The sequence below is a fragment of the Kitasatospora sp. NPDC004531 genome (genome assembly GCF_053602195.1).
Genome location: NZ_JBSGDD010000031.1, coordinates 1 through 26,997 on the forward strand (window position 1 = coordinate 1; position 26,997 = coordinate 26,997).

Consider the following 26,997-nt stretch of genomic DNA (forward strand, 5'->3'; position numbering starts at 1 on the left):
GAGAGCGTGATGGACGCCGGAACGCCCCGATGCTGATGTTGGCGGTCCGGGGGAGGCCGTCACCGGCGTTCGACCACCCTGACCTCCTCGCCGGGCTGCCAGGTGCTGATCACCAGCCGGTCGCCCGCCACCTCGGTCAGGGTGGCCCGGCGCAGCTCCAGCCGGAACGCGTGGTACGGGCCGGGCGGCGGTTCGGGGAGCTCCGCCTGGTACCCCGCGATGTCCGCCGGGTCGGTCAACTCGTGGGCGGTCAGGGCGAGTTTGGCGTCCCCGCCGGTCATGCTCGCGTCCGGCCCGGGGTTGGAGTGCAGCGCGCAGCGCGGGTCGCGGCGCAGGTCGAGCGCCTTGACCGCGCCGGCCATCGAGCCGAGGTACAGGTCGGCGCCGTGGAAGTCCACCTCGGTGCCGCTCACCCGGGGCGAGCCGTCCTTGGCCAGGGTGGCGAGCACGTGGTGCTTGTACGCCTCGAACCGGGCCCGGATGCGCGGCGCGAGGTCGGGTGCCTGCTGTTCGAAGTCCTGCCAGGTCGTCATGCGCGCGAGTGTAGGACGCGGCACCGACGCGGGCGTCGATTGTCGGCGGCCCGCCCTACACTCGCGCGCATGGAGAACTGGATCGCCTTCCTGCGCGCGGTCAACGTCGGCGGCCGCACGGTGAAGATGGAGCGGCTCCGGGAGCTGTTCGCGGGCCTCGGCCTGGAGGGCGTGCGGACGTACATCCAGAGCGGCAACGTCTTCTTCCGCACCGCCGAGACCGACCGGGCCGCGCTGACGGCGCGGATCGAGGTCGCCCTCGCGGAGGGCCTGGGCTATGAGGTGCCGGTGATGCTGCGGACGGTCGAGGAGGTCGAGGCGCTGGTCGCGCTGGACCCGTTCGCGGGCGTCGAGGTCACCGAGGACGTCCGGCTGTGCGTGCTGTTCCTCTCCGAGCCGCTGCCGCCGGAGGTGGTCCTGCCGGCGGCCTCGCCGAAGGGCGACTGGGAGATGATCGGCGCGACGGGGGACGCGGCGTTCGTGGTGATGCACCTGCGGGGCGGCCGACTGACCGGCAACCCGGCCACCGCGTTCCCCAAGTCCTACCGCGGGCAGGCCACTTCGCGGTTCTTCCACACCACCGCGAAGATTGCCGCGGCCGCCCGCAAGGCTTAGCTAGTTGAGCATGTGGGCCGCCTGGACCTGTTCGAGGTGGATGAGGACGTCGTGGGTCTCGGAGAGGCGGACTTGGGGAGCGTCCGCGATGCCCGGGTAGGTGGCGCCGATGTTCTTGATCGGGTGGGGTTCGGCGAGCCAAGTGGTGGCCGGGGCGGGCGTGTTGCGCAGGTCGACGACGTAGTCGCGGTAGCGGACCTTGTCGAGGGTGTACTCGGCGGTGCCCGGGGCGGCGGGAGCGACGGTGAAGCGCTCCGGGACGCCGTCGTGGTTGAAGGCGTTGAACGCGCCCTGGTTGAAGGCGAGGCCGACGCTCAGGTAGCGGGCGCCCAGCTGCTCGCGCAGGAACTCGCCCTGGACCCGGGGGTGGCTGGCGGGGGCGTAGGTCTTGAGGGCGACGTGCGCGTTGTGGGCGGAGAGCATGATTTTGCTGCCGGTGCGCTGCTGCCACCAGGCGACGTTGTCGGCCATCGCGCGGTCGCGTTGGGCCATGGCGGCGGGGACGTCCCGGGGGTCGTCCCAGTCGAAGGCGTACAGGGTGGTCATCTGGTGGATCGCGGTGGCGTGCTGGAGGGCCCAGGCGTGGGCGTCGGCGTCGGCGCCGGGGTGCTGCCTGATCAGTTCCACCGCCCGCCCGGTCCGTTCGGCGAGCTCCTTGCGTTCGGCGAGCGGCTTCGCGAGGTAGTCGTTGACGTAGCTTTCGGCGCTGGTGGTGGGCCGCAGTCCGCGGTACAGCTGGGTGAGCTGCGCGGCGAGTTCGGGGTCGGCCGCGGCCGCGAACGCGTTCACCCGGTCGTACAGGCCGGGCCCGGCGAAGCCGTTGTCGTCGCCGACGAAGCGCACCGGGTCGTCGGGGTGCCGGACGTTGTAGGCGCGCATCCACTGGAGCAGGTCGCGGTACTCGGCGTTGTTCCACCACTGGTAGGTGCCCTGGAACTCCTCGTCCATGATCTGCTTCAGGTCGCCCTCGCCCCGGGTGAGGTAGGCGTCGATCCGCAGGCCGCTGCTCCAGGCGGCTTCGAGGGCGAAGGTGCGGAAGCCCTTCTCCTCGACCAGGTAGCGGAAGGCCCGGTGCTTGAGGGCGACGAACTCGTGCGAGCTGTGGGTGGCCTCGCCCACGCCCACCACCTCGGCATCGCCGACCATCGCGCCGAACGGGCGCAGATCGGCCAGGCCGCCCCGGGGCTCGGTGGTGCGCAGCGGATGAGCCACCCGGCCGAGGGCTGCCTCGGGCGAGCGGAACGCGGCGGCGTCCGCGGAGACCGACGAGGAGGTCGGAGCGGACGGGGCGGCGGAAGCGGCGGGAGCGACGGCCAGCGTGGCCCCGAGGGGGACGAGCAGCGCGGCCAGCAGGAACTTGCGCGTGGTGATCATGGGTTCAAGCCTCGCCGCGGGCCGGCACCGCGGGCCATCCGGCAGACCCCCCCATCGTTCCGGGGGTTGTCCTCACCCGCCGACCGGCGGGGCGCCGGGACCACGCTCCCCGACCTGACCGGGAGTCAAGCACGCCTCCCCGCCCCGCGTCCAGCGAGGCCGGCGACCGCCCTCAGTGCGGGTAGGCCCGGGCGGGGCGCAGGCGGGGCAGGTCCTCGCGGAAGTCGGCGATGGCGGAGGCGATCTGCCGGGTCTGCACGGTGCCTTCCAGCCGGTCGAGGTAGAGGTTGCGGGCGGCCAGCGCCTCGACGGTGACGCCGAAGTACAGCGCCATCAGCGGGTTGACGAACGGGTCGCTGCCGGGCACCCGTTCGGCGAGCCCGACGTCGCCGAACTCGCCGCGCAGCGCGGCCGCGACCGACCCCTGCACGATGCTCGGCCGCTCCGGCGCGGCGGCCCGGGCGTGTTCGACGGCGTCCAGGTACAGCGCGGCCTCGGGGCTGTCGGCGGGCAGCGAGAAGGCGCCGAGGTAGCCGCCGTCGCGTTGCAGGGCGGCCAGGTTCTCCAGCACCAGCGCGTGGTTGACGCCGTGGTGGGCGTCGATGCCGAAGCCGAGGCAGGCGACCAGCCGGGTCGGGACGGACCGCAGTCCGGCGACGGCGGCCAGCGAGGCCATGTCCTCCTCCGGGGTGCCGAGCCCGGCCTCGTCGCCGCGCAGCAGGATGTCGGTGCCGCCGTCGACCAGCAGGATCGCGTCCACGTCGAGCCGGCGCACCAGGTTGCGGTACGCGGCGCGCAGCGGCTTCACCCCGGTGGAGGCGAACGCCCAGACGGTGTCCGGCTGTTGGTGCTCGCGCAGCCACCGCGCCAGCGACCGTTCGGGGAACTTCGGCTCCGCGGAGCGGGTGTCGGGCGTGATCCGGGCCAGCTGCGGCGCCTCCCAGGCGGCGGCATCCAGCCCGTAGTGCTGGGTGAACGCCAGGTTCGCCAGGTGCACTTCACGCCCGGCGGCCCGCAGCGCGAGGGCCAGCGGCAGCCCGGCGTAGATGTCATGGCCCCCGCCCGCACCGGCGATCAGGATCCGCTCGGCGGCGAGCAGGCGGGCGAGCAGCGGCGGCTGGAACAGACTGGTGGTCACCGGGCGGACGCTACCAGCCGGTCAACTCCCTGACCGCGGACCGGTATTCCTGGGCGAGGTGTGATTCCAGTGGCGGGTGGCGCTTGCGGCCTTCGTGTGACCTGCCGTCGCCGCACGTTCCGGCTCTGCCTCGAAAGCACCGCACCGTGGCCTCCGGGCACCGGTACGGTAGCGGTCCGTAGTGGCTTCGACACGATCCCGGGGGCAAGGGTGAGGGGAACCGGTGTCACGTTCGGCAGGTTCATCGCGCTCCGGCGGGCCGAGATGGAGTGGACCCAGCTCCGGCTCGCCACCGAGCTCGGCCGGAGCGAGGTCTGGATGTCGCTGGTCGAGCGGGACCTGCAACAGGTGAAGGACCTGACGCTGCTCCGGCGCCTCGCGGTGGTGCTGGGCCGCGAACTCGGTGATCTGCTGGCCTTGCCGCAGCCGGCCGCCGACCGGCCGAGGTCGCGCCCCCGCAAGTCCGCCTCCGCTACGCTGACGAGCACTTCCGCTGCCGAGGAGGACGATGTGCGCCGCCGCCCGTTCCTGACCCTGGCGGCTGCCGCCCTGTTCGCCCCGGTCGCCGGTCGGCAGGCAGCGCATCCCGGGACAGCCTCGCCGCTGGCCGACCTGGAGGATCTGCTGCTCTACGGGGCGGGGCGGATTCCGTCGCTTCACAGGGAGCCGACCCGCGAGTCCGTCAAGGCCTCGTTATTGACGTCGCGCCAGGAGTTCAAGGGGGCTGCGTACGATGCGCTCGCCCGGGCTCTGCCGGGCCGGATCGCTGCCGCCCAGGCGGTCGGCAGCGCCGAGGAGCGGGCTCGCAACGTTGCCCAGCTCTACAGCCTCGCGGCCCGGCTGTGCATCAAGATCGGCGACAACAACCTGGTGGCCGTCACCGCAGACCGCGCGCTCACTGCCGCCCGGAACGGGGGCGACCCACTGGTGGTCGCCGAGGCCCAGCGGATGGTCTCCAGCGCATGGCGTCGCCAGGGCAGTCTGGCCCGAGCCACCGACATCGTGGTGGTCGCCGCCGAGGACCTCCACGCCGACACGGTGGTGCCCGAGTCCGCCCGGCTGTCCACCCGCGCCGACCTGTACGCCACCGCGGCCTACACCGCCGCGAAGGCCGGGGACCGCGCCTACGCGCACTCGCTGATCCGCGAGGCCGCCGACAGCGCGGCAGCCGCCGGTCGGACCTCCGGCCTGATGGACGGCGTCCAGGGTGTCGCCCTGCACGAGGTGTCGGTGCACTACGAGCTCGGCGATGCCGGCCGGGCGATCGAGCTGGCGTCCACGATCGTTCCCACCGCACTGCCGACCGTCGAGCGGCAGGCCCGCTTCTTCATTGATGTGGCTCGCGCATTCGACCAGTGGAACAAGCCCGAGCAGTGTTACCGGGCCCTGCTGGCTGCCGAGGAGACAGCCCCGCAGGAACTCCGTCGGGGCGCTGTCCGGGACCTCGCCACCACCCTGTTGCGGCACGACCGCAAGCTGCCCGGCGTCCGCGACTTCGCCGCCCGAGCGGGCGTGCAGATCATCTGACCCGTAGTCGGACCACGACCCGTAGCCGGGCTACGGGTCCTGCCTTTCGCCAGGCAGTTCACTGGGGAACGTCCGCTTCTTCCCCACAGTGCCAACGTCCCTTCCAGGCCGTTGCCCGGCACTTGACTGCCACCAGCCGGACAGCGGCACGCCGCTCCGGTGGACAACGTCGGCCCGAGGTTCACGGCGACCGTCCCCACCCGCCTGCTGTGGCCTCGGGGCCGCCGTGACGGCCCCGCCCCTTCTTCCACTCGCTCGCCCGAGAGGAGACCCAGCCATGCACCGGCTGACCGACCCGTCCGCGCTGCACACCGAACTCGACCGCATCGACCACCGCACCACCCCCGCGTACTACTTCGACAGCGAGCACGTCACCGACCCGGTCGTGCGGGAGCTGCTGAACCGCTGCCCGACCGTGTTCGACCTCAAGAAGGCCGTCACCGACCTGCTGGCCGGCCATTCGGACATCCCGCTGCCGGAAGCGGACGGGATCATCGAGCCCGCTGCCACCGTGGACGGCCGCGTGATCGTGGCACCCGGGGCGGTCATCGCCGGTGGGGCCTTCGTCACCGGCCCGGTGCTGGTCTGCCAGGGCGCGGTGATCGGGGCGGGGGCCAGGGTGCGCGACAACACCGTGGTCGGCCCGGGCTGCCGGATCGGCTTCGGGGCCGAGGTCACCCGCTCTCTGCTGATCGGCGGCGTGCTGATGAAGCACACCAGCTTCGTCGGGGACTCCGTGCTCGGCCTCGGCGTCAACATCGGCGCGTTCGTGTCCACCACCGGCCTGCGGGTCACTTCCGGTCCGGTTGCCGAACCGGCCGTCGAAGAGGTCTGCGCCCACCTCGACGGCCGACGCATCGCCACCGGCCAGACCAAGTTCGGCGCGGTGATCGGCGATGGCGTGGTCGTTCCGGCCGGCACCGTGCTCCAGCCCGCCACCCTGATCGGCGCGCACACACACCCTGCTCTACCCGAAGACCCAGGTCGGAGGCTTCTTCCCGGCCGGAAGCCAGGGACGGTGACCATGCCCACCAGCGACACCACGACGACGGCCGACCAGCGGGCCGTGCGGATCACCGGCGGCCGTCGCCTGGGCGGCACCGCCGCCGTCCAGGGCAGCAAGAACATCGCCCTGCACCTGTACGCCGCCGCGATCCTCGCCGACGACCCGCTCACCCTGGCCGGTGCCCCCGAGATCCTGGACACCCTGGTCGTCGCCGACATCCTGCACGGCACCGGCACCCGCGCCACCGTGACCGGAGCCGAGTTCGCCACCCGACCGGCCGACTCCTGCTTCCCCGTCATCCCCGATGACCTGGGACGGCGCATCCGCACCACCGCCGTGATGGGCGGCGCCCTGCTGGCCCGCGCCGGCAAGGTCACCTTCCCCACCCCCGGCGGGGACGCCTTCTGCGTCCGCCACATCGACCGGCACCTGGCCGCGATGGAAGCCGCCGGGGCCGAGGTCGAGGTGAACCGGGGCCGGGTGCGGGCCCGCTTCACCGGCAAGCGGCTGCCGTTCGTCACCGACGCCGAGACCCGCTCGTGGGGGCCGAGCCTGGGTGCGACGGTCACGGCGATGCTGCTGGCCGCCCGCACCCCGGGCACCTCCGCGATCCTCAACCCCAGTGTGGAGCCCGAGGTCACCCACACCGCCGCCCTGCTCTCGCAGGCCGGCGTCGGCATCGAGTGGCGGGGCAGGGCGGCCCTGAACGTCACCGGCACCGACCGCGTCCGGGGCGGGGTGTTCACCGTGCCGCCGGACCGGCTGGAGGCCGCCACCCTCGCGCTGGCCGCCGCCATCACCGGCGGCACCGTCCACCTGGACGGCTTCCCGCCGACCGCGTTCCCGGACGGGCTGGTGTCGGTGTTCGCCGACGCCGGCATCCAACTCGACCCGCTGGACGGTGGAACGGCCGTCAGCCTCCCGGCCGGGCCTCGGCCGGTGCGGACGGCCACCGGCCCGCACCCGGCGTTCCCGACCGACGTGCAGCCACAGCTGACCGCCTTCCTCACCCAGGCCGAGGGCAGCTCCCGCATCGACGAGCGGATCTACCCCCGGCGCGACACCCACCTGTCGGCCCTGGCCGCGTTCGGTGCGGCCGTCAACGCGACCGGCTCGGTCATCACCGTCCGGGGCCGGTCCGCCCTCACCGGCGCCGGCGTGGCCGGGGCGGACATCCGGGCGGTGACCGCGCTCGTGATCGCCGCCCTGGCCGCCGAGGGCACCTCTACGATCCGAGGGATGTACCACCTGCGGCGCGGATACGGCAGCCTGCTGCCGAAGTTGGCGGCGCTCGGTGCCGACCTGACGATCGACCAGGAGTAGCCGTGACCACCACCGTGTCGTGGAAGCCGAACGCGCTCGCCGACCTGCGCGAGTGCTTGGACCTGATGACCGCTGACGGCATCGTGCCCGGCGGAGTCATCGCCCACGGCACCATCGACACCGAGCCCGGCTACCTGGCCTCCGGTGTCGTCGCCCCCGAGTGCGGCAACGCCCGGCCGGGGCCGGACACGGTGTACGACGTGGCCTCGCTGACCAAGGTCCTGGCCACCTGGCCGGTGGTCGCCACCACCCTCCTGGGCGGCTTCACCCTGGAAACCCCGATCCGCGAACTGCTGCCCGACATCCCGGCCGACGCCCCCGGCGGCCGGGTCACACCCCGGCAGATCCTCGCCCACACCTCCGGACTCCGCGCCGACACCCGCCTCGACCAGTACCGGGGCCGCACCGAACCGCTGGCCCAACTGATCTGCGGGGAGCCGCTGATCGCCGACCCCGGAGCCGGACACCGCTACATCAACCGCGGCTTCATCCTCCTCGGCCTGGCCCTGGCCCATTACCGCGGCCCGCGCCTGGACGAGCTGGCCGCCGAAATCTGGCAGCACCTCGGCATGACAAGTACGACCTACGGACCGGTGCCCCGCTCCGCCCGGGTCGCCCCGACCGAGCAGCGGCTGGCCGGCGGGCCCCGGCTGTGGGGGATGCCGCACGACGACAACGCCGCCCTGCTCGGCGGAGTCGCCGGCCACGCCGGGGTGTTCTCGACCCCGGCCGATCTCGCCACCTTCGCCACCCACCTGCTGACCTCGCACGCCACCGGCGGGCCCCTGGGCCGCTGGCTCGCCCGCAGCATGCAGCCGCAGGCCGCGATCGAGCCGGGCCTCGACCGCGGCCTGGCCTGGATCCTCGCGGACGAGGGCCGGGTCGCCTACCACCACGGCTTCACCGGCACCAGCCTCTACCTGGCCCCGACCACCGGCCGCTACCTGGCCATCTGCACCAACGCCGTCTACCACCACCAGGACAACCGCACCCGCCTCGCCCCGCTGCGGGCCCTCGCTCTGAAGGCGATCATCGACGAACCCTAGGAGGGCCACCCGTGCCCAGCACCACGCTCGCGTCCCTCACCACCCTGCGGCTCGGTGGCCCGGCCGGCGCCGTCGTGCGGGTCGCCGACCCCGACGACTGGTTCGAACTGGTCCGCACGATCGGCGACCGGCAGGAGGACGCGCCCCTCATCCTCGGCCACGGCAGCAACGTCATCGCCTCCGACACCGGCCACCAGGGCACCGTCGCCGTGATGAACACCCGGGGCATCACCGTGAAGCGGGTGGACGACGACACGGTCGCCGCGACCGTCCAGGCCGGACACCCGCTCGCCGACCTCGTCCAGTGGGCCGCGGCCGAACACCTCGCCGGACTCGAGTGCCTGGCCGGCATACCCGGCACTGTCGGGGCCGCCCCCGTCCAGAACGCCGGAGCCTACGGCCAGCAGGTCTCCGACACCCTCGACCACCTCACCGCCTGGGACTGGGACCTGGGCCGCCCGCGGACCCTGCCCGCCCAGGCATGCCGCCTGCGCCACCGCGACAGCCGCTTCAAGCGCGACCCCGGCCGCTGGACCGTCCTCACCGCGACGTTCCACCTCACCCGCTCACCCGCTGCCCCGATCACCTACCGGCCGCTCGCCGACGAACTCGGCGTCCGGGTCGGAGCCCGCCCGCCGGTTGCCGAGGTGACTGCCGCCGTCCTCGCCAACCGCCACCGCCGGGGACTTCTTCTCGACCCGTACGGAACCGACGCCCGCCAGGTCGGATCGGTCTTCCTCAACCCGCCGGTCACCACCGTCCGGGCCGCCCGCTGGTCGGCTGTCGGCTGCCCGGTCCACACCGACAGCGACGGACGGCTGCGGGCCGGCGCCGGGTGGCTGCTGGAGCATGTCGGCCACGGCCCCGGCCGCACGATCGCAGACGGCGTCCGCTGCTCGGAACGCCGCACGCTCACCCTCACCGCCCACGACGGAGCGACCGCAACGGACTTCGCTCAAGCCCTCACCGCACTCTCGGCGCAGGTCGAGAGTGCCACCGGCATCGCTCTGCGGCCCGAGCCGGTGTTCGTCGGCGCATGGTCGTGAGGTCGGCCGGGCGGCAGCAGCCGGTCAACTGCCGTACTGGGCGAGCAGTTCGCGGGCGTCGGCGAGGTCCTCGGGGGTGGGGGCGTCGTCCTGGGTGAGGCGGTGGCGCCAGTAGCCGGTGAAGTGGATGTTCGCGCGGGCGAGGCCGCGGTCGGCGAGCAGGTGGCGGCGCAGGGCGCGGACGGTGCCGGCCTCGCCGGCCAGCCAGGCGTGTTCGATGTCGGCGGGCAGCTCGGCGGCGCGGACGGCGGCCAGCAGCCGTTCGCCGGGCGGGGCATCCGCGCGGTGGATCCAGTGCGCGGTCAACTCGCCGAAGCCACGCAGGGGTTGGTGCTCCTCGGGCCCGGCGGTCTCGATCCAGGCGTGCGCCCGGGCGCCGGCCGGCAGCGCCTCCACCAGGGTGCCGAGCGCGGGCAGCGCCGACTCGTCGCAGGCGAACAGCAGCGGCCCGGCGCCGTCCAGCGGGAACGGACGGGCGAACTCGGGGGAGGGGCCGAACATCGCCAGCACCTGCCCGGGCCGGGCCCGGGCCGCCCAGTCGGCCGCCGGGCCGTCGCCGTGCAGCACGAAGTCGACGTCCACGGTGTGGAGTTCGGCGTCGTGGGCGCGGATCGTGAAGGACCGCATCCACGGCCGGCGGTGCTCCGGGACGGCGTGGCAGGCCCGGTACCAGTCCATCAGGTCCTGCCCGGGGGCGGCCGGCGGCAGCTCGGGGCGGTCCTGGCCGGGGCGCGGGAAGTACAGCTTGACCTGCTGGTCCGGCCCGGCGAGGGCGAACTCGCCCGGCGGCAGCGCGAAGGCGATCCGGGCGGTGCGCGGCGTGGGCCGGTGGACGGCGGTGACGGTCAGTCGGCGGATCGGCAGGTCGGGCACGGCGGGGCTCCCGTCGAGACGGAGGAGGCGGAGGAGAGGACGCGGCCCAGCCTGCCGGGGCCCGCTCACAGCGCGCTGTCAGCGGGCTGTCACCGGGCGGGGGGTGCTCAGTGCGAGAGCACGTCCTTGAGCGCCTCCTCGGTGCGGCCGATCACCGTGTAGCCGTCGTCGGCGGTGATGATCGGACGCTGGATCAGCGCAGGGTTGGCGGCCATCGCCTCCACCCAGCGGGCCCGGTCGGCGTCCTCCCGGCCCCAGCCGCGCAGGCCGAGCTCCTTGCCGACCGGCTCGTCCAGCCGGGCCACGTCCCACGGCTCCAGGCCCAGGCGGCCCAGCACCTCGGTCAGTTCGGCGGCCGTCGGCGGCTCGTCCAGGTAGCGGCGCACCGTGTACTGCACGCCCGCCGCGTCGAGTTCGCTCTGCGCGGTACGGCACTTGCTGCACCGCGGGTTGATCCAGATCTCCATGACCGGCCAGCCTACCGAGCACCCGCCCCGGGCCGCCCGGCGCGGGGAACTCCGGCGCGCCGCCCGGCCGTTGCGGCAGACGAGAGTGACGAGACCGCCGTTGGGGAGACGCCATGGACGCTGCCGCGATCGTCGAGGAGCTGCTGGGGCCGGCCGGCCGCCGCGACCCGTACCCGCTGTACGAGCGGCTGCGGGAGTTCGGCCCGGCGGTGCGCACCGACGACTTCCTGGTGACGGTCACCGGGTACGAGGAGGCCGACGAGGTGCTGCGCACCCCCGGCTTCGGAGTGCTCGACCCCGAGCTCGCCGCCCGGTTCGAACAGGACTACCAGGGCCACCCGGGCAAGACCCTGCTGGGCGACTCCGTCCTGGAGCGCAACGCGCCCGACCACGCCCGGATGCGCTCGCTGATCTCCTCGGTCTTCACCCCGCGCCGGGTCGCCCTGCTCGCGCCCGCCGTCACCGCCGCCGTCGAAGGACTGCTCGACGAGCTCGCCGCGTACGGCGACGAACCGCTCGATTTCCTCGACGCCTTCGCCTTCCGGCTGCCGATCGGCGTGATCTGCGAGCTGCTCGGCGTCCCCGAGCAGGACCGGCACCTGTTCCGCCCGCTGGCCGCCGACCTCACCGCCACCCTGGAGATCCTGATCGAGGACGCGGAGCTGGCCGCCGCCGACCGCGCCGCCGACGACCTCTCCCGGTACTTCACCGACCTCACCGCGCTGCGCCGCGCCGCCCCCAGGGACGACCTGGTCAGCGCCCTGGTGGCGACCGCCGACGCCGACCCGAGCCGGCTCTCCGACGCCGAACTGCTGGCCAACCTGGCCCTGCTGCTGGTGGCCGGCTTCGAGACCACCGGCAACCTGCTCGGCAACGCCCTCGCCCTGCTCTTCGACCACCCCGACACCGCCGCACGGCTGCGCGACGGCGCCCTCGACCCGTCCGCGCTGGTCGACGAGGTGCTGCGCTTCGACTCCCCCGTGCAGCTGACCTCCCGGGTCGCGCTCACCGACGGCCTCACCATCGGCGGCCGCCCCGTCCCGCAGTACACCTGCGCCCTGCTGCTGATCGGCGCCGCCAACCGCGACCCGCGCCGCTACCCGGACCCGGGGCGCTTCGACGCGGCCCGCGCCGACGGCCCACCGCTCAGCTTCGGCGGCGGCCCGCACTACTGCCTGGGCGCCCCGCTCGCCCGCCTGGAGGCCACCACCGCGCTGCCCGCCCTGCTGCGCCGCTTCCCCGCGCTGGCCCCCGCCGGGCCGGCCGAACGCCGCGAACGGCTGGTGCTGCGCGGCCACCGCACCCTGCCGGTCGCCCTCACCGGCCGCTGACCCGCCCGCCTCCGGCCGCTGACGTGCCCGCCGCCGGCCCGTCGACGCCCCCGCGCCGGCCCGCTGACGTGCCGTCAAGGTGCCGATGGTGACGCCGGTCACGGCATTCGGGTGAAATATGATCGAATCGGGCCGAACGGCCCAATCGGTCGGGACCTTGGCACAGGGCAGCCCCGGCCGGTGGCACGGGACGATGGAAGGGTGACGCACCCGTCCGGGCGCCCGCCGAGGAGGTCAGCACATGCCCGCGCCCACCGCGACGCCCGCCCCGGTCGCCCCCGCCGACCCGCACGGCCGCGCGGCCACGGCCCGCTGGGAAGCGGCGATGGCCGAGGCGCTGCGCACCCCGGCCTGGGCGCGCGTCCTGCCGGTCCTGCTGCTGGTCGCCGACCTGGCCCTGGAGGAGGCCGTCCCCCGGTCGGTCTCCGCGGGCTTCCTGCTGACGGTCTTCCCGGTGGTCGTGGCGTTCAGCGCCGGCCCCGTCGCGGTGGCCTGCGTGACGGGCCTCACCGTCGGCCTGCAGGCGCTGCTCGCCCTGCGCTCCGGGCACCTGCACGAACAGCACCACCTGTGGACGTACCTGGCCACCGCCCTGGCCGGGCTGATGGGCGCGGGCCTGTCGACCCAGCGCCGCAGCCAGGCCCGCCGGCTGGCCCGGATCCAGGCCGTCGCCGACACCCTCCAGCACACCGTGCTGCACCCCGTCCCCACCCGGGTCGGGGGCCTGCGCGCCGCCGGCCTGTACCGGCCCGCCGAGGCGGACGTCGGCATAGGCGGCGACCTGTACGACGTGTGCGAGACCCGGCACGGCACCCGGATCCTGCTGGGCGACGTGCGCGGCAAGGGCCTGGAGGCGGTGCGCACCGTCGCCGACGTGATCGGCGCGTTCCGGATCGCCGCCCACGAGACCGCCGACCTCGGCGAACTCGCCGCCCAGCTCGACCGCCAGGTGCGCCGGGCCGCCGAGCGGCTCGGCGACGGCGAGCTGTTCGTCACCGCCGTGCTGCTCCAGCACGACCGGCTCACCGGCCGGTTCGAGCTGGTCAACCGCGGCCACCTCGCCCCGCTGGTGGTCGGCCCCGGCACGGTCGCCACCGTCCGCTGCGCCGAGGACCTCCCGCTCGGCCTCGGCCACCTCGGCGCCGGCCCAACCCCGGAGCCCACCCCCGTGCCGCTGCCGCCCGGGCACAGCCTGCTGCTGCACACCGACGGCGTCACCGAGGCCCGGGACGGCGACGGCGCCTTCTACCCGCTGACCGCCCGGCTCGGCACGCTGCCGATCACCGACCCGGACACCCTGGTCGCGTTCCTCGACCAGGACGTCCGCCGCCACGCCGGCGCGCTGTCCGACGACGTCGCGGTGCTGGCCCTGCGCGCCGCCTGAGCGGGCCGCCCGGTCAGGTCGCGCCGTTGATCACCGAGTTCTGGATCGCCCCGACCTGCAGGTTGTAGTCGGTCAGCACCTGGTCGTAGGTGCCGTCGGTGATCAGCCGGTTCATCGCCCGCATCAGCACGTCGCGCAGCGCCGCGTCCTCCTTGCGCACCGCGATGCCGAACGGCCTGGGCTGGATCTGCGGGCCGCCGATCTGGAAGACGCTGCCGTTGTCCACGGTCTGCGCCGCGTACTGGGCCTTCGGGTAGTCGGTGATCCAGGCGTCCGCCTTGCCCTTGAGGCTGTCCACCGCCGCGACGTCGTTGTCGGTCTCCACCGTCCTGATCGGCTTCGCCTCGTGCTCGCAGACCTTCGCCTGGCGCTGCACCAGGTCGTAGTGGGTGGTGCCCTTCTTGACCGCCACCGTGTGGCCGCACAGGTGGTCGACGTCGGTGATGTTCTGCGGGTTGCCCTTGTCGACGGCGATGCCGATGCCCGCCATGAAGTAGTCGACGAAGTCCACGCCCGGGCCGTTCGGCTTGCCGTCCTTGTCGAGGCCCTCCTCGCGCTCGCGGGTGTCGGTGATGCCGGACATCGCGATGTCGTACTTGTGGCTCAGCAGGCCCGGCAGCACGTTGGCGAACGGCCCGGCGTCCTGGAGCTCCAGCCGGACGCCGAGCACCGCGCCCAGCTTCTCCGCCAGGTGCGGGTCCAGCCCGGCCGGCTCGTTGCGGTCGTTGCGGTAGACCACCGGCGCGGCGGTGAACGAGGCGCCCACCGTCAGCACCCCCGCCTTGCGCACCGACTCCGGCAGCAGGGCGTGCAGGTCCACCTTCTTCTCCTGGGTACCACCGATGCCGCAGCCGCCCAGCAGCAGCGCCCCACCGATGACGGCGACGAGCGCGGTGCGCCCCCGCCCGGTCGTGTGTGCCATGGTCGTCGTCTCTCCCCGTGGGTGAACGGCGGAACACACGACGGCCCCGAGGGCCCCGGACGGCATTCGACGACATGACGGCGGACAGCGGCATGCCAAATACCGAGGGAACCCCCTCGGCCGGCCGCCGTTCCGGCTAGATCATGGGCGACTATAGCCAGCACCGGCACGCCCGCCCCAGTGCCCCCCGGCAATTGGCGTACATGTCACCAGCGCTGACGTCCGATCAGCACCGGTCCGGCCCGGTTCGTCCGGCCGGTTCGTACGAGCGGGGAGCGGCCGGTCAGGACCACCCCGGCTGATCGAACCGGGGCAGGGTGTCCGGGCCGCCGTCCGCGCCGGTCGGCAGCGGGCTGGGCGCCGGGCCGAACGGCTCGGTGGCGCCCGGGTCCCGCACCCGCGCGGTGGCGGTCACCGTCACGTTGCCGGGGACGCCGATGCTCACCGTCACGCCCGTCCCGTCCGGGGTGCGCGCCCCGGCCTCGAACGCGGTGTCCTCGGTGACCGTCCAGCCCCGGCCGGTCCAGTACGCCCGGACCTGCTCCAGCAGCCGGGGCCGGTTGCCCTCCGCGACCTTGGTCAGCACGTACCGGCGCAGCGTCAGCTGCGCGGTGCCGTCGTTGTCCCGGCGGGCGTTCTCGTGCGGCACCGCCCGGAACGCGTCGTCGGCGTACCGGACCGCGGGCGTCAGCGCCGAGGTGGTGCCGTCCACCAGCTCCTGCAGCCGACTCCGCGCCAGGTCCGCGGCCGGCGCCGAGGCGCCCGAGGCGGTGCCGGAGGGCGCGCAGCCCGCCAGCACCGGTCCGAGCAGCAGCGCCGCCACGGCGCCCGCGACTCGCAGTCTCATCCGACGTCCCTTCCCGACAGCACCCGCGCCCCCGTCCGTCCTACACCGACCAGAACGGGTCGTGCCTGCGGGGCATGGTGTCCATCACGCCGTCCGGGCCCAGCGGGACGGTGCTGTCGCCGCCGAACGGGTACGAGGTGCCGGTCGGCGGCACGTCCTGGACCCGGGCCAGCAGCGTCGCGTTGCCGGCGAAGCCGATCCTCAACTCGACCGCCCCGAGCGGGGATTCGGCCCGCAGCAGGGGAACCACCGGATCGTTCTCGCCGTCCACCCGCCAGCCGCGCGCCTGCCAGGCCCGGGCCAGCTGGGCGAGCAGCTCCGGATAGCGGTCGGGCGCCAGCCGGGTCATCAGGTAGCGCCGCTTCTCCAGGTGCGCGGTGCCGTCGGGCTCCCGGGTGTACGGGTGCTCGTGCTCGACCGCCACGTAGGGTCCGTCCGCCCAGTCGACGGGCGGGTTCAGCGCCGCCGGGGCGGAGTCCAGCAGTTCGTCCACCGCCGCTTTCGCGGCCCGCAGGTCGGCCGACGGGTGGGGTGCCGCGAAGTCGTTCATCGCCGGTCCTGTCCGATCACCCGGTCGCCGTGACCGGAGACGATCATGCCCATGTTGCGCAGCGAGTGGCCGTCGCGGCCGTCGCCCTGATTCCAGTAGTCCGAGTGCGACTGGAAGCCCAGCGGGCCGTCCGCCACGTCGAAGCGGCGGGCGCCGAACTCGGAGCTCGCCGGGTCCTGCCCGAACCACAGCTCGTGCGGATCCCCGTGCCCGGCGATCTTGTCACCGATGTACCCGCCGAGCGCCGCCCCGGGCACCCCGCCGAGCAGGCCGCCGATGCCCGCGCCGATGCCGATGCCCTTCGCCTCGGCCGGGCTCGGCAGGTGCGAGACCGGGTCGTGCTCGGCCGCCCCCACCCACACGTGCGAGGCGTCCACGCCCAGCTGCGAGGCCTGCTGCGCGCCGGTGCCGGGCGAGCCGACCAGGATGATGTCGTCCGCCGGGATGCCGCCGGGCCGCTGCGCCGCCTGCCCGACGGTGAACGAGCCGTAGCTGTGGCCGAGCGCCGTCAGGTGCGCGGGCTGCCCCTCGTGCGAGGCGCGCAGGCCCTGCAGGAAGCCCTGGTACGACTCGCCGCCCTGCTTGGCCCGCTCGTCGCCGGCCACCGCCAGCGCGTCCGGGCTGATCCCCTTGGCCTGCGGGGTGTCGTAGCCCAGCCAGGCGATCGAGGCGGTCTTGCGGGACGGGTCGATGTCGTGCGCGGTCTGCCACAGGTCGCGGGCCCGGTTGGCGTCGCCGCCGCCCATGTTCTTGACCTCGGTGTTCAGCCCCGGCACGTACGCCACCACGTCGTCCGCGGTGTCCGGGTTGCCGTACGCGAGCGCGGCCCGGCCCTGGCCCTGGTCGCCGATCAGCATCAGGTAGGCGGGCGGCTGCTTGCCCTGGTCGTCGCGCAGGCGGCTCTGGATCGAGCGGAAGCCCTCCAGCTTCTTCTTGTCCCACTCCGACGGGTTCTGCTTGGCCGACAGCTGGTTGACCAACTGGTCGAGGTGGATCCGGTTGGCCTGGTCGCGGGCCGGGGTCGGTATGCCGTCCCGGTTGCCGATCTCGGCCGGGTGCTGCTGGATCAGCCGCTGCTGCTGGTCCGGGGAGAGCGACTTCCACCAGGAGTTCACCTCGGTCGGCGAGGCGTTCTGGCCGGGCATGCCCGCGAGGTCCTGGCTGCCGGCGAGGGTGCCCACCGTCGCGCTGTTCAGCCGCATCGCGGCACCGTCCGGGGCGACCACCCCGCGGGCCTCGGTGGTGTACTGGCGCAGCCGCCGCTGGGTGTCGGCGTCGGCGCCGGCGGCCCTGGACAGCGCGTCGACGATCCGGTCGCGCAGCTGGGCGCCCTGCCGGGCGCGGTCCGGCGCGTCCGGGTCGCGCCGCTCGGCCTCGCTCGGGGCCGGCCAGGACACCCCGCCGTCGTCGGACACCTCGAAGCGGTTCGCGCGCGCCTCGTCCAGCGCGCTGCGCAACTCCTGCTGCGCCTCGGCGAACGCCTGCGCGCCCTGCCGCAGGGCGGGTGCGATCTGCGCCAACTCGCTCTGCGCGAAGGTCAGTTTGGTGGCGGTCGCGGTCAGTGAGCGCTGGGCGCTGTCGGACGCCTCGCCGGTCCAACCGGAGTTCTGCACCCGGCCGGCCACGTCCTGCTGCCACACCCGGGTCTCGTCGGCGAGCTTCTGGGCGAGTTCGTCGTACGCCCGGGCGGCGTCGTACAGCCGCTGCGGGTCCGCGTCGCGGAGCGTGGGGACGTCCATGCTCACATCCCCGTGACGGCGGCCATGGCGACCTGCACCGCCTGGTCGGCGTCCCGGTAGTTCTTGGCGGTCCGGTGCAGGTTCTCGCCCTGCCGGTCCATCTCCGCCGAGAGCTTGTCCAGCACCATCTTCCACTCGGTGGTGCACGCGTCCAGCTCACTGCCCGTCAGCCAGCCGCGCAGCCCCTGCTCCGCACTGTCCGAGGGGCCCGCCACCCGGGTCGCCGCCTCCGGCAGCCGCTCGGCGGCCGTCGTGGCGTTCACCCCCGCGCCGTCGAGCTCCTCCGGGTCCACCTGGAACCCGCCGCCACTCCCGCCTGGGCCCACGTCGCGCACGCCATCCCCCAACACCGGTGTCGGTCCGACCACTTGAGCGGGTCATGCTAGCGAAACCCGCCCCCGGAAACCCAGTTCCCCTGCCCGCCACCCTACTTGGCCCCGCCTTTGACGACCCTTTGCCGTAGGGGGTGAGAGCAACCAGGGGCGCGGGGAACTGCGCGAAAGGGAACGCGACACGTCCGAAAGATCGCGACGCAGGGCAATGACCTGCACGTGTTCGCGACCGCGCGGACGTGTGCGCTCCCTCCTCCTCGCACCCCCCTCTCAGCTCGCGTCCAAGTAGGGCCCGTACAACACCGAAAGAAACCTCGTCGCCAACCGGTCCCGCAGCTCCGCCGGCAGCGCGTCCAGGAGCCGGTTGACGCCGGCCGTCCGGGAGGGCGCGAACCCGGCCGCCGGGAGGAGCGCGGCGAAGGTCGCATCGTCGAGAGCGCCGAGGTCCAATTCGTCCAGCAGCGCGAGGAGTTCGGTGGGCGTCGCGGCCGGCCCGCGCCCGCGGACGGCGGCGACGGCCGCCCTGAGCGTGGCGAGGAGCCCGTCCACCCCCTGCTCGCTGACGCCGGTGAGGGTGAGGTGCAGGCTGGCGGGCAGCCCGCCGACGCTCAACTGGGGCTGCAGGAACCAGCCACGGGCCCGCGCCTCGTCGGCGAGCTCGAACAGGTCGAGCGCAGCGGACTCCGCGCCGATCGCCACCAGCGTCGCGTCCGGCGTGCCGAGCACCCGCAGCCCGTCGATGGCCTCGACGCCGGCGATCAGCCGGCGCGTCGCGGCGAGCGCGGCGCGCCCCAACTCCCGGTAGCCGTCGGCCCCGAGGGCCTGCAGGGTGGCCCAGGCGGCGGCCAGCGGGCCCGCGCCCTTGCTGCTCTGGACGGTGGAGTTGACCACCGGGTAGCCGGGCCACTGCGCGCAGGCGAAGTACGCGGCGAGCCGCATCGCCCGGTCCCGGAACAGCAGTACGGAGGCGCCCTTGGGCGTGTACCCGAACTTGTGCAGGTCGCAGGAGAGCGACGTCACCCCGGGCACCGACAGGTCGAACTCCGGTACGGCCGCGCCCGCTTCGGCGAGCCACGGCAGCAGCCAGCCGCCCACGCAGGCGTCCACGTGGCAGGGCAGTCCGCGCCGCGCCGCGTCGGCAGCGATCTCGGTGACGGGGTCGACCACGCCGTGCGCGTACGAGGGCGCGGAGGCGACCACCAGCACCGTGCGCCCGGTGCACGCCGCCGCCATCGCCGCCGGCACCGCGCGGAAGGTCTCCGGGTCCACCGGCACCGCCACCACCTTGACTTTCAGGTAGTGCCCGGCCTTGAAGAACGCCGCGTGCGCCGTCGCGGGGACGACGATCTCGGGTTCGGCGATCTCCGGCCGGAGGTCCCTGGCGGCCTTCACGGCGAGCATGATCGATTCGGTGCCGCCGCTGGTGAAGATCCCGGGCGTGCTGTCGTCCCCGCCGAGCCGGGCGGCGACCGCGCCGACCACCTGGCGCTCCAGGGCGACGGTGCTCGGGAACGCCGTCGGGTCGAGGCCGTTGACGTCCAGCATCGCCAGGTAGGCGCGTTCGGCGGCGTCCCGGACGTCGGGCCGTCCCGCGTCGTAGGTGTACGCGGTGGTGTGCCCGCCGCGGGTGGGCAGGTCGCCGGCGGTGAGCGCGCGCAGCTCGGCCAGCAGGTCGTCGGCGGGGCGTCCGGCGGACGGCAGCCCGGGGTGGGCGGTGGTCATGTCTCGTCTCCGATCGGCGAGTCGATGGCACAGGTGGCGCGGCGCCGGCGGTACGCGCGCAGGGCGGGCAGCGAGAGCAGCATCAGCGCGGCCGGCACCACGCTGAAGCCGAGCAGCACCACGGCCCGGGCGGTGCCGGTCTGCGCGACGGGGTGGTCGGCGGTGCTGGAGACGAATCCGGCGGCGGCCAGCGCCAGCGAGAACACGCCCGGGCCGGCGGCCAGCCCGGCGGTCTCCCCGGCGGTCCACAGCCCGGTGAACGCCCCGGACTGGAGGCGTCCGGTGCGGGCCGCGTCCGCGTGCACGGTGTCCGGCAGCAGCGACAGCGGCAGCACCTGGAGGGCGGCGTAGGCGGCGCCGAGCAGCGCGCACAGCACCAGCGCGGCCCAGGTGCCGAGGTGCGCGGCGGGCCAGAGCGCCGCCGCGGCGACGGCGAACAGGACGGTCGCGGCGGTCAGGCAGCGCAGCCGCCCCCAGCGGGCGGCGGCCCGGCCCCACAGCGGGACGGCGACGGCGCTCGGCGCGACCAGGCAGACGAACAGCACCGAGGTCAGCCTGTACCCGCCCAGCCAGTGGGCGGCGACGTAGGGCGCGGCCGCCAGCATGATCGCCACGGCGCCGGTCTGCAGGACGAACGCGCCGAGCAGCGCGAAGAACGCCCGGTTGCCGCGCGCGGTGCGCAGCGCCTTCGGCAGTCCGAGCGGCTCCGGGCCCGGCCGGGCGGGCACCCGGCGGGCGCCGAGCGCCGGGACGAGCAGCGTCACCAGCAGCAGGCCGGCGACCACCGCCGCCATCACGGCGTAGCCGCCGCGCCCGCCGCCGGCCAGCGACACCAGGGCGGGTGCGAGTCCGCCCGCGACCAGGATGCCGACGGTGAGGCAGACGATCCGCCAGACCATGATCCGGGTGCGTTCGCCCGGCCGCTCCGACATCTCGGCGGGCAGCGCCACGTACGGCACCTGGAACAGGGCGAACGCGCTGGACGCGAGCACGAACGCCCCGGCGACCCAGGCGGCGGCGCCCGGGCCGTCGACGGGGGAGAGGAACATCGCGGCGAACGCGACCGGCAGGGTGAGGGCGCCGGCCAGCAGGATCCGGGTGCGGCGGCCGGTGCGCAGCGCCTCCCGGTCGCTGGCGGCGCCGACCAGCGGGTTGAACAGCGCGTCCCAGGCCTTCGGCAGGGCGACCACCAGCCCGGCCACGCCGGCCGGGACGCCGAGCGCGTCCGTCATGAAGTAGAGCAGCAGCAGGCCGGGGACGGTGGAGTGGATGCCGGTGCCGACCGAGCCGACGGCGTACCCGGCGAGCCGGCGCCGGGACAGCCGGGATATCGGCGGCCCGGTCACCACGCGCCGTCGCCCAGGCCGAGTTCGCGCAGCACCAGGGCGCGCAGGTGGGCGCGGAAGCGCGGCACCTGGGCGCGGATCGTGGAGCGGCAGAAGCCGTGCGTGGTCCACAGCACCGTCCAGACGGCGAGTTCGGCCCGGTCCGGCGTCAACTGCGGGAGGGCGGCGAGGAGTCGGTCGCGGACGCTCTCCAGCAGCGGGCGGGCGTAGCGCTCCTCCAGGTCGGCGAACTCGGCGGCGTCGGCCATCCAGCGGCGCATCCACAGCGCGGGCACGTGCGGCTGCTCCAGGCAGAAGTCCAGGTAGCGGTCGGCGAATTCGGCGGCGGCCCGGGCCGGGTCGGTGCCGGCGGTGGCGGCGAACCGGGTCAACGCGTCCTCGACGCAGGCCCGTTCGGCCTCGTGGGCGCGGCGCATCACCTCGCGGTACAGGTCGGCCTTGGCGCCGACGTGGTAGGCGACGGTGGCGACGTTCAGCCCGGCCATGACGGCGATCGTCCGGGTGGTGGCGCCGTCGTAGCCGTGCTCGGCGAACAGCTCGGTGGCGGCGGCGACGATCCGTTCCCGGCTCGCCTCGGCGGCCGTCCGGTGCTGGCTCATGGTGGGGGAGCGTACGCGCGCCGTCCGGCCCTGATCAAGCGTTTGATGGAGGGAAGTTCGGCGAATTCCCGGGAACGCGGACGGGCCCCGCCGCGGGTGCGGCAGGGCCCGTGCGACAGCGGCGGATCAGCAGTGCGAGAGCGTCTCGCAGTCCTCCCAGCGGGTGCCGTTCTCGCCCGAACCGGCGGGCGCGACCAGCGAGTTGGACTTCAGCTGGGCGGTGGCGGCGGGACCGGCGGCGAGCCGGACGGCTATCGCGTCGACCACCGGGCGCGGGCTGGTGCCGGCGTAGTTGTTGACCATCACGACGAACGCCAGCTTGCGGCCGTCGGGCGCGGTCGCGTAGCCGAGCAGGTTGTCGACGCCGCCCATCGAACCGCTCTTGGCGTGCACGTTGTTCTCGGCCTTGGTGCCGCGCATCCGGGCGGCCAGGGTGCCGCCGACCATCCGCTGCGGGTTGCCCGCCACCGGCAGCGCGTTGTACCAGGCGTCGAACCACGGCTTGGTCTGCGCGACCTTCAGCAGGTCCGCCATCCGCGCGGGCGTGGTCAGGTCGTAGCGGGACAGGCCGGAGCCGTCCACCTGACGGGTGGTCGGGCCGGTGATGCCGTTGGCCTTCAGGAAGCCGTTGACCTGGTTGATGCCGGTCGCCCAGTCGCCGCGGCCGCCCTTGACCTTGCCGATCTCCTTGGTCAGGTGCTCGGCGATGCCGTTGTTGCTGATCTTCAGCATCGGGACGATCAGCTCGGCGAGGGTCTTCGAGTCGTGCGAGGCCAGCGGCTGCGAGCTCTCCGAGCCGGCCGCCGGCTGCACCCCGCGCAGCACCTTCACGCCGTGCTTGGCCAGCGCGCCCGCGAACACCTGGCCCGCGTACACGCCCGGGTTCTCGACCGTCACCCAGGAGGTCACCGGCGCGGACCCGGCCGGGATGCTGCCGGACAGCTGCACGTCGTTGGAGCCCCGGCGCCGGTCCACGCCGACGCTGGAGCCGCTGCCGGACGCGCCGGTGGCGACGGCGCCGGTGAACTTCATCGGCGCCTCGGCCGGGTTCAGCGTCACCTTGGCGTTCTCGCCCGCCGCACCCGGGGTGACCGTCACCTGGACGGTGTCCATCATGTACTCGGCGTCGTTGGCGACGGTCAGCCCGGAGATCTGCGGGCTGTACGAGTACGGCTCGTCGTCCCAGGCCCAGCCCGGGCCGAGCGGCGTCGAGTCGTAGCGGGTGCTGTCCGCCAGCACCCGGCCGGTGACCTTGGTGACGCCGGTGGCCGCGACCTTCGCGGCCAGGTCGTCGAGGTCCTGCACCAGCAGGCTCGGGTCGCCGCCGCCCTTGAGCACCAGGTCGCCGAACAGGGTGTCGCCGTACGTGCTGCCGGCGCTGCGGACCTCGGTGGTGAACCGGTAGTCCGCGCCCAGCAGGTCGAGCGCCGCCGTCGAGGTCACGGTCTTCAGGGTGGACGCCGGGGTGAACAGCGCCTGCGGCTGCCGGGCGTACAGCACCTCGCCGGTGGTGGCGTCCAGCACCTCGACGCCGGCCTGCGCGTTCGCCAGCCGCGGGTCGGCGAGCAGCGCGTTCAGGTCGGCGGTCAGCGTGGCGTCGGCCGGCGCCGGGTCGTCGGCCTGCGCCGAGACGGCCAGCAGGGAGGCGGCGAGGACCGCGGCCGCGAGCGGCAGGCTGCGGCGGAACGGACGTGCGGACACAGGTGGCTCCAGGGTGCGGATCGGCCGGGGCACGTGCGTCACCCACGCCCCCGTTTGCCCGGGGACATTATCATCTGATGGGAAATCAGATGATCTTCGCCCTTGGTCCCCCGGACGCCCTCGAACGCCCACCTTCCTGACGTCCCGGCGCCCCGGAAACGTCACACCCCGATCCGCCCGGAACCGCCCCGATACACTGGCGCGGACCTCGGCAGGACAAGCTTCGGAACGGGAGACATGGGCGCGCACGCCGGACTGACGGTCGAGCGGATCACCCGCGCCGCCGCCGAACTCGCGGACCGGGTCGGCATCGACAAGGTCACCGCCGCCACCCTCGCCCGCGGCTTCGGCGTCAAGGACGCCAGCCTCTACTCGCACGTCAAGAGCCTCCAGGAGATCCGCACCCGGGTCGCCCTGCTCGCCACCGAGGAGATCAACGACCGCATCGCGACGGCCGTCGCCGGCCGCTCCGGCGCCGACGCCCTCACCGCCTTCGCCGACGCCTACCGCGGCTACGCCCAGCAGCACCCCGGCCGCTACGCCGCCACCCAACTCCCGCTGAACCCGGACGACTTCGCCGACACCGCCGCCCTGGCCCGGACGGTCGAACTCACCTACGCGGTCATGCGCCACTACCGCCTGGACGAGCCGGACCAGACCGACGCCGTCCGCCTCCTGCGCTCCACCTTCCACGGCTTCATCGCCATCGAGGCCAACGGCGGCTTCCACCACCCCCGCGACATCGACGGCTCCTGGCGGCGCATCGTCTCCGGCCTCCACCGCGTGCTGGAGACCTGGCCCCGCACCGCATAGACCGGCACCCGCGCGGCCTTTCGTGTACGTTCCACCCTTGAAGGGGTGGGAGCCATGCTTCGGAGATCGACGGTCGTTCGGCGCGCCATCGGGCTGGGCGCGGCGGTGGGGGCGGTGCCGGGCCTGTTCCTCGGCGTGGGCATCGCGAAGCTCGCCGGGTACGGGCCCGGCCTCGGGGTCTTCGCGTTCGGCCTGGTCGCGGGCGCGCTGCCGGGCCTGGCGGCCGGGGCCGCGCTGGCCGCGAGCCGGAAGGGCGCGCGCACCGGGCGGTGGCCCGTGCGGGCGGCCCTGGCGGCGGGCGCCGTGTTCTTCCTGGTGAACGAGCTCGCCGTGGGCCTCACCCGCAGCCCCGCCCTCGCCGCCGTGGCGCTCCTCGGCACCCCCGTCGCCATGGCGGTTGCCGCAGCCGCGGCCGCGGCCGCGGCACGCAGGGCCGGCGCGCTCGCCTGGGTCGGCCCCGAGGAGTACCCGCGCCACCACCGCCTCGACCGCGCCAGGGCCCGCCGCGACGCCCGCAGGTAGCCCGCCGCGTTCAGGCCTTCCGGCCCGCCGGCAGGAACAGCGCCGGGACGGCCGTCAGCAGGACGAACCCCAGCGCCACCGCGAACACGGTGCGGAACGCCGCGACCGACCCCGGGCCCCCGTGCGAGGCGTGCTGGAGGGTCAGCGCCACCACCGTGGTGCCGACGGCCGCGCCGAGCTGCTGGGCGACGGCGTTCGCGGTGGTGGCGGCGGGCACCGCGGTCGGCGGCAGGGAGTGGTAGAGCGTCACCATCACCGGCGAGGCCGCCAGCGCCAGGCCGACGCCCTGGGCGAACAGCGCCGCCAGCAGCGGCACGCCGGGCTCCGCGCTCCCGGTCCGGGCGAACACCGCGAGGCCCGCCGCCACCAGCGCCAGTCCGGCCAGCACGAGCGCCCGCGGACTGCTCCGGGCGTCGATCACCCGCCCCACCAGCAGCACCGCGACCCCCGCCCCCGCACCCTGCGCGACCATCGCCAGTCCCGCCGTCAACGGCCCCCGGCCACCGGCCTGTTGGAAGAACAGCGGGATCAGCACCACCGCCCCGTACAGCCCGAAGCTGTTCAGCAGCGACACGGCGGTGGAGGCGGCGAACGCGCGGTCCCGGAACAGCCCGAAGTCCACCACCCGGCCCCGGCCCGCCGGCCGCCGCCGCGCCAGCAGCCCGTGCGCCGTCAGCAGCACCGCCGCGGCGAGCACCGGCACCAGCACGCCCGGATCACCCGGCGACCGGCCCCCGCCCAGCCGGACGCAGCCGAGGACGGCCGCCGTCAGGCCGCCGCTCACCGTCAGCAGGCCCGCCAGGTCCAACCGGTCCGGCTCCGCCTCCCGCTGATCGCGCATCAGCAGCGGCGACAGCACCGCCACCGCCAGGCACACCGGCACGTTCAGCAGGAACACCCACCGCCACGAGTGGCCCTGGACCAGCGCCCCGCCCACCACCGGGCCCGCCAGCGGCGCGACCAGGATCGGCACCGCGATCAGCGCCATCGTCCGGCCCGCCCGCGCGGGGCCCGCCACCTGCACCACCAGGATCCGCATCAACGGGAACAGCATCCCCGCGCCCAGCCCCTGCACCGCCCGGAACGCCACCAGCGACCCCAGCGACCAGGCCAGCCCGCACAGCGCAGACCCCAGCAGGAAGACCGACAGCGAGCCCGTCCAGCACGCCACCGCCCCGAACCGCCGCGCCGCCCACCCCGTCGCCGGAATCACCGCCGACATCGCCAGCAGGTACGCCGTCGCCACCCACTGCACCTGCGCCAGGTCCGCGTGGAACCGCCGCCCCAGGGACTCCAGCGCCACCCCCACCACCGTGGTGTCCAGCAGCGCGACGAACGCCCCCGCCGCCAGTAGCAGCGCCGCCCGCACCACCGGCCCGCCGAGCGGCTCCGCACCGCCCGCTTCCCGGCGCCCCGCCGTCCGACGACCCGGCAGCGAACGCCCCGTCACCGGACGACCCGCCCCAGGAACCCGGCCAGGTTCGCCCGCATCCGCGCCACCCGCTGCTCCGCGTCCAGACTCTCCGTCATCCGCGCCCCGCCCGCGGCCACCCGCCGCCGGCCGCGCACGTACAGCGGGCAGGCCAGGTCGCTGCAGAAGTACTCGCCCGCCGAGGCGTACTCCTCCACCCCGCGCCCGGCCCGGCGGGCCGTCATCAGCGCCACCCCGGAGGCCGGATGGGCCGTCAGGCAGATCGAGCACATCGCCCCGCCGCGCCCCGCGCCCGGTCGCTGCGCCAGCCGGAGGGCCACGCCCACCACCCGGTCCTCGAACTCGGCCACCAAGTACCCCCGGTCGGGTGCCCCTGGCTCCCGCCAGCCGAGAAAGTCCCATTCGTCCCAGTCCAGCTCGGCCAGGTCGCGCGGCAGCCTGGCCCGACTCGCCTCCCCCTTCGTGCAGTTGACGAATGATGAGCGGATCTTCGCATCGGTCAGCGCCCGCATGTCGTCCCCTCTCCCTAGGGCTCCTAGTTTTGGGCCAAGGTATCCTAGGCATGCCGTCACGCCAACCGACTTTCCTCCGGGGGCGGTTGCCCGCCGTCGCCAACAGCGCTTCGCACCAGCGAAGTTGAGGGTCGATCACGGTGCGGGCCGGCGCGCCCGGAGCGCCGCCCGCCGTCCTGACAACCGCCGAACCGGGGAGCTCCGCCATGGGGAGCAATGGGTCTCCGGTCGACTGGCCGCCGCGTCCGGCGTCCTGTCCCTTGGAGTCAGGGAAGCCCACCGCTTCCTGAACCCGAT

At 74.4% G+C, this 26,997-nt stretch carries 25 protein-coding genes; 9 read left to right on the forward strand and 16 right to left on the reverse strand.

Annotation, left to right across the window (positions count from 1 at the left end):
• Positions 1 to 59 precede the first annotated feature (59 nt).
• The gene (locus ACWEMJ_RS15360) at positions 60 to 533 is read right to left on the reverse strand and encodes a pyridoxamine 5'-phosphate oxidase family protein (RefSeq protein ID WP_452137522.1); all 474 of its coding nucleotides are present in this window, start codon (positions 531 to 533) and stop codon (positions 60 to 62) included.
• A gap of 69 nt (positions 534 to 602) precedes the next feature.
• On the opposite strand from ACWEMJ_RS15360, the gene ACWEMJ_RS15365 reads away from it, so the two are divergent.
• Positions 603 to 1,148, forward strand: coding sequence for a DUF1697 domain-containing protein (locus ACWEMJ_RS15365; RefSeq protein WP_452137523.1), 546 nt, complete (start codon positions 603 to 605; stop codon positions 1,146 to 1,148).
• On the opposite strand, the gene ACWEMJ_RS15370 is transcribed toward ACWEMJ_RS15365, so the two are convergent.
• Entirely contained in the window at positions 1,149 to 2,522 is a 1,374-nt protein-coding gene (locus ACWEMJ_RS15370) for an erythromycin esterase family protein (RefSeq protein WP_452137524.1), read from the reverse strand.
• Between the two features lie 172 nt (positions 2,523 to 2,694).
• On the reverse strand, positions 2,695 to 3,660 hold the full coding sequence (locus tag ACWEMJ_RS15375) for a DUF1152 domain-containing protein (RefSeq protein ID WP_452137525.1): 966 nt from the start codon (positions 3,658 to 3,660) through the stop codon (positions 2,695 to 2,697).
• Between the two features lie 264 nt (positions 3,661 to 3,924).
• Here ACWEMJ_RS15375 and ACWEMJ_RS15380 point away from each other — a divergent pair, with 264 nt between their 5' ends.
• The 4 genes from ACWEMJ_RS15380 (at position 3,925) to ACWEMJ_RS15395 (ending at position 9,608) form a co-directional block, all read left to right on the forward strand.
• Positions 3,925 to 5,187, forward strand: a complete 1,263-nt coding sequence (locus ACWEMJ_RS15380) for an XRE family transcriptional regulator (protein WP_452137526.1) — start codon at positions 3,925 to 3,927, stop codon at positions 5,185 to 5,187.
• Between the two features lie 277 nt (positions 5,188 to 5,464).
• On the forward strand, positions 5,465 to 7,516 hold the full coding sequence (locus ACWEMJ_RS15385; RefSeq protein ID WP_452137527.1) for a UDP-N-acetylglucosamine 1-carboxyvinyltransferase: 2,052 nt from the start codon (positions 5,465 to 5,467) through the stop codon (positions 7,514 to 7,516).
• Between the two features lie 2 nt (positions 7,517 to 7,518).
• Positions 7,519 to 8,562 carry a serine hydrolase domain-containing protein gene (locus tag ACWEMJ_RS15390; RefSeq protein WP_452137528.1) on the forward strand — a complete coding sequence of 348 codons (1,044 nt, stop codon included), beginning with the start codon at positions 7,519 to 7,521 and terminating at the stop codon, positions 8,560 to 8,562.
• Between the two features lie 11 nt (positions 8,563 to 8,573).
• Positions 8,574 to 9,608, forward strand: coding sequence for a UDP-N-acetylmuramate dehydrogenase (locus ACWEMJ_RS15395; protein ID WP_452137529.1), 1,035 nt, complete (start codon positions 8,574 to 8,576; stop codon positions 9,606 to 9,608).
• A 24-nt stretch (positions 9,609 to 9,632) separates the two neighbouring features.
• Here ACWEMJ_RS15395 and ACWEMJ_RS15400 read toward each other — a convergent pair whose 3' ends face one another.
• Together ACWEMJ_RS15400 and ACWEMJ_RS15405 are read right to left on the reverse strand one after the other, a co-directional pair.
• The gene (locus ACWEMJ_RS15400; protein WP_452137530.1) at positions 9,633 to 10,481 is read right to left on the reverse strand and encodes a siderophore-interacting protein; all 849 of its coding nucleotides are present in this window, start codon (positions 10,479 to 10,481) and stop codon (positions 9,633 to 9,635) included.
• Between the two features lie 107 nt (positions 10,482 to 10,588).
• Positions 10,589 to 10,948, reverse strand: coding sequence for an arsenate reductase family protein (locus tag ACWEMJ_RS15405; RefSeq protein ID WP_452137531.1), 360 nt, complete (start codon positions 10,946 to 10,948; stop codon positions 10,589 to 10,591).
• A gap of 113 nt (positions 10,949 to 11,061) precedes the next feature.
• On the opposite strand from ACWEMJ_RS15405, the gene ACWEMJ_RS15410 reads away from it, so the two are divergent.
• Together ACWEMJ_RS15410 and ACWEMJ_RS15415 are read left to right on the forward strand one after the other, a co-directional pair.
• On the forward strand, positions 11,062 to 12,279 hold the full coding sequence (locus ACWEMJ_RS15410; protein WP_452137532.1) for a cytochrome P450: 1,218 nt from the start codon (positions 11,062 to 11,064) through the stop codon (positions 12,277 to 12,279).
• A gap of 241 nt (positions 12,280 to 12,520) precedes the next feature.
• Positions 12,521 to 13,663, forward strand: a complete 1,143-nt coding sequence (locus tag ACWEMJ_RS15415) for a PP2C family protein-serine/threonine phosphatase (RefSeq protein WP_452137533.1) — start codon at positions 12,521 to 12,523, stop codon at positions 13,661 to 13,663.
• Between the two features lie 13 nt (positions 13,664 to 13,676).
• Here the strand turns inward: ACWEMJ_RS15415 and ACWEMJ_RS15420 are convergent, their stop codons facing one another.
• The 9 genes from ACWEMJ_RS15420 to dacB form a co-directional block, all read right to left on the reverse strand.
• Positions 13,677 to 14,585, reverse strand: a complete 909-nt coding sequence (locus ACWEMJ_RS15420) for an ABC transporter substrate-binding protein (protein WP_452137534.1) — start codon at positions 14,583 to 14,585, stop codon at positions 13,677 to 13,679.
• A 283-nt stretch (positions 14,586 to 14,868) separates the two neighbouring features.
• On the reverse strand, positions 14,869 to 15,432 hold the full coding sequence (locus ACWEMJ_RS15425) for a hypothetical protein (protein ID WP_452137535.1): 564 nt from the start codon (positions 15,430 to 15,432) through the stop codon (positions 14,869 to 14,871).
• Between the two features lie 40 nt (positions 15,433 to 15,472).
• Positions 15,473 to 15,982, reverse strand: coding sequence for a hypothetical protein (locus ACWEMJ_RS15430; protein ID WP_452137536.1), 510 nt, complete (start codon positions 15,980 to 15,982; stop codon positions 15,473 to 15,475).
• The gene (locus tag ACWEMJ_RS15435) at positions 15,979 to 17,721 is read right to left on the reverse strand and encodes an alpha/beta hydrolase (RefSeq protein ID WP_452137537.1); all 1,743 of its coding nucleotides are present in this window, start codon (positions 17,719 to 17,721) and stop codon (positions 15,979 to 15,981) included. The genes ACWEMJ_RS15430 and ACWEMJ_RS15435 overlap by 4 nt, the downstream gene beginning before the upstream one ends.
• Before the next feature lie 2 nt (positions 17,722 to 17,723).
• Positions 17,724 to 18,056, reverse strand: coding sequence for a hypothetical protein (locus ACWEMJ_RS15440; protein ID WP_452137538.1), 333 nt, complete (start codon positions 18,054 to 18,056; stop codon positions 17,724 to 17,726).
• Positions 18,057 to 18,323: 267 nt separating this feature from the next.
• Positions 18,324 to 19,775, reverse strand: a complete 1,452-nt coding sequence (locus tag ACWEMJ_RS15445) for a pyridoxal phosphate-dependent decarboxylase family protein (protein WP_452137539.1) — start codon at positions 19,773 to 19,775, stop codon at positions 18,324 to 18,326.
• A complete protein-coding gene (locus ACWEMJ_RS15450; protein WP_452137540.1) occupies positions 19,772 to 21,124 on the reverse strand; it encodes an MFS transporter in 1,353 nt (450 codons plus the stop codon). Before ACWEMJ_RS15450 ends, ACWEMJ_RS15445 begins: the two co-directional genes overlap by 4 nt.
• Complete coding sequence (locus tag ACWEMJ_RS15455) at positions 21,118 to 21,720, reverse strand: TetR/AcrR family transcriptional regulator (RefSeq protein WP_452137541.1); 603 nt, start codon at positions 21,718 to 21,720, stop codon at positions 21,118 to 21,120. The genes ACWEMJ_RS15450 and ACWEMJ_RS15455 overlap by 7 nt, the downstream gene beginning before the upstream one ends.
• 126 nt (positions 21,721 to 21,846) lie before the next feature.
• Positions 21,847 to 23,421 (reverse strand): D-alanyl-D-alanine carboxypeptidase/D-alanyl-D-alanine endopeptidase, encoded by a 1,575-nt coding sequence (gene dacB / locus ACWEMJ_RS15460; protein WP_452137542.1) that lies wholly within the window; start codon positions 23,419 to 23,421, stop codon positions 21,847 to 21,849.
• Positions 23,422 to 23,658: 237 nt separating this feature from the next.
• Between dacB and ACWEMJ_RS15465 the strand changes: the two genes are divergently transcribed.
• Positions 23,659 to 24,234: a TetR/AcrR family transcriptional regulator gene (locus tag ACWEMJ_RS15465; protein WP_452137543.1), complete on the forward strand. Its 576-nt coding sequence runs from the start codon at positions 23,659 to 23,661 to the stop codon at positions 24,232 to 24,234.
• Between the two features lie 54 nt (positions 24,235 to 24,288).
• Entirely contained in the window at positions 24,289 to 24,756 is a 468-nt protein-coding gene (locus ACWEMJ_RS15470) for a hypothetical protein (RefSeq protein ID WP_452137544.1), read from the forward strand.
• Between the two features lie 10 nt (positions 24,757 to 24,766).
• On the opposite strand, the gene ACWEMJ_RS15475 is transcribed toward ACWEMJ_RS15470, so the two are convergent.
• Both ACWEMJ_RS15475 and ACWEMJ_RS15480 read right to left on the reverse strand, forming a co-directional pair.
• Positions 24,767 to 26,206 (reverse strand): DHA2 family efflux MFS transporter permease subunit, encoded by a 1,440-nt coding sequence (locus tag ACWEMJ_RS15475; protein WP_452137545.1) that lies wholly within the window; start codon positions 26,204 to 26,206, stop codon positions 24,767 to 24,769.
• Positions 26,203 to 26,700, reverse strand: a complete 498-nt coding sequence (locus ACWEMJ_RS15480; protein ID WP_452137546.1) for an FBP domain-containing protein — start codon at positions 26,698 to 26,700, stop codon at positions 26,203 to 26,205. Before ACWEMJ_RS15480 ends, ACWEMJ_RS15475 begins: the two co-directional genes overlap by 4 nt.
• Between the last annotated feature and the right edge of the window lie 297 nt (positions 26,701 to 26,997).

What these genes read in the sequence shown, in the direction of transcription:
- ACWEMJ_RS15360 (WP_452137522.1), bottom strand. Translation starts at nt 533, where the DNA reads ATGACGACCTGGCAGGACTTCGAACAGCAGGCACCCGACCTCGCGCCG.
- ACWEMJ_RS15365 (WP_452137523.1), top strand. Translation starts at nt 603, where the DNA reads ATGGAGAACTGGATCGCCTTCCTGCGCGCGGTCAACGTCGGCGGCCGC.
- ACWEMJ_RS15370 (WP_452137524.1), bottom strand. Translation starts at nt 2,522, where the DNA reads ATGATCACCACGCGCAAGTTCCTGCTGGCCGCGCTGCTCGTCCCCCTC.
- ACWEMJ_RS15380 (WP_452137526.1), top strand. Translation starts at nt 3,925, where the DNA reads ATGGAGTGGACCCAGCTCCGGCTCGCCACCGAGCTCGGCCGGAGCGAG.
- ACWEMJ_RS15385 (WP_452137527.1), top strand. Translation starts at nt 5,465, where the DNA reads ATGCACCGGCTGACCGACCCGTCCGCGCTGCACACCGAACTCGACCGC.
- ACWEMJ_RS15405 (WP_452137531.1), bottom strand. Translation starts at nt 10,948, where the DNA reads ATGGAGATCTGGATCAACCCGCGGTGCAGCAAGTGCCGTACCGCGCAG.
- ACWEMJ_RS15410 (WP_452137532.1), top strand. Translation starts at nt 11,062, where the DNA reads ATGGACGCTGCCGCGATCGTCGAGGAGCTGCTGGGGCCGGCCGGCCGC.
- ACWEMJ_RS15415 (WP_452137533.1), top strand. Translation starts at nt 12,521, where the DNA reads ATGCCCGCGCCCACCGCGACGCCCGCCCCGGTCGCCCCCGCCGACCCG.
- ACWEMJ_RS15420 (WP_452137534.1), bottom strand. Translation starts at nt 14,585, where the DNA reads ATGGCACACACGACCGGGCGGGGGCGCACCGCGCTCGTCGCCGTCATC.
- ACWEMJ_RS15425 (WP_452137535.1), bottom strand. Translation starts at nt 15,432, where the DNA reads ATGAGACTGCGAGTCGCGGGCGCCGTGGCGGCGCTGCTGCTCGGACCG.
- ACWEMJ_RS15430 (WP_452137536.1), bottom strand. Translation starts at nt 15,982, where the DNA reads ATGAACGACTTCGCGGCACCCCACCCGTCGGCCGACCTGCGGGCCGCG.
- ACWEMJ_RS15435 (WP_452137537.1), bottom strand. Translation starts at nt 17,721, where the DNA reads ATGGACGTCCCCACGCTCCGCGACGCGGACCCGCAGCGGCTGTACGAC.
- ACWEMJ_RS15445 (WP_452137539.1), bottom strand. Translation starts at nt 19,775, where the DNA reads ATGACCACCGCCCACCCCGGGCTGCCGTCCGCCGGACGCCCCGCCGAC.
- ACWEMJ_RS15455 (WP_452137541.1), bottom strand. Translation starts at nt 21,720, where the DNA reads ATGAGCCAGCACCGGACGGCCGCCGAGGCGAGCCGGGAACGGATCGTC.
- ACWEMJ_RS15465 (WP_452137543.1), top strand. Translation starts at nt 23,659, where the DNA reads ATGGGCGCGCACGCCGGACTGACGGTCGAGCGGATCACCCGCGCCGCC.
- ACWEMJ_RS15470 (WP_452137544.1), top strand. Translation starts at nt 24,289, where the DNA reads ATGCTTCGGAGATCGACGGTCGTTCGGCGCGCCATCGGGCTGGGCGCG.
- ACWEMJ_RS15480 (WP_452137546.1), bottom strand. Translation starts at nt 26,700, where the DNA reads ATGCGGGCGCTGACCGATGCGAAGATCCGCTCATCATTCGTCAACTGC.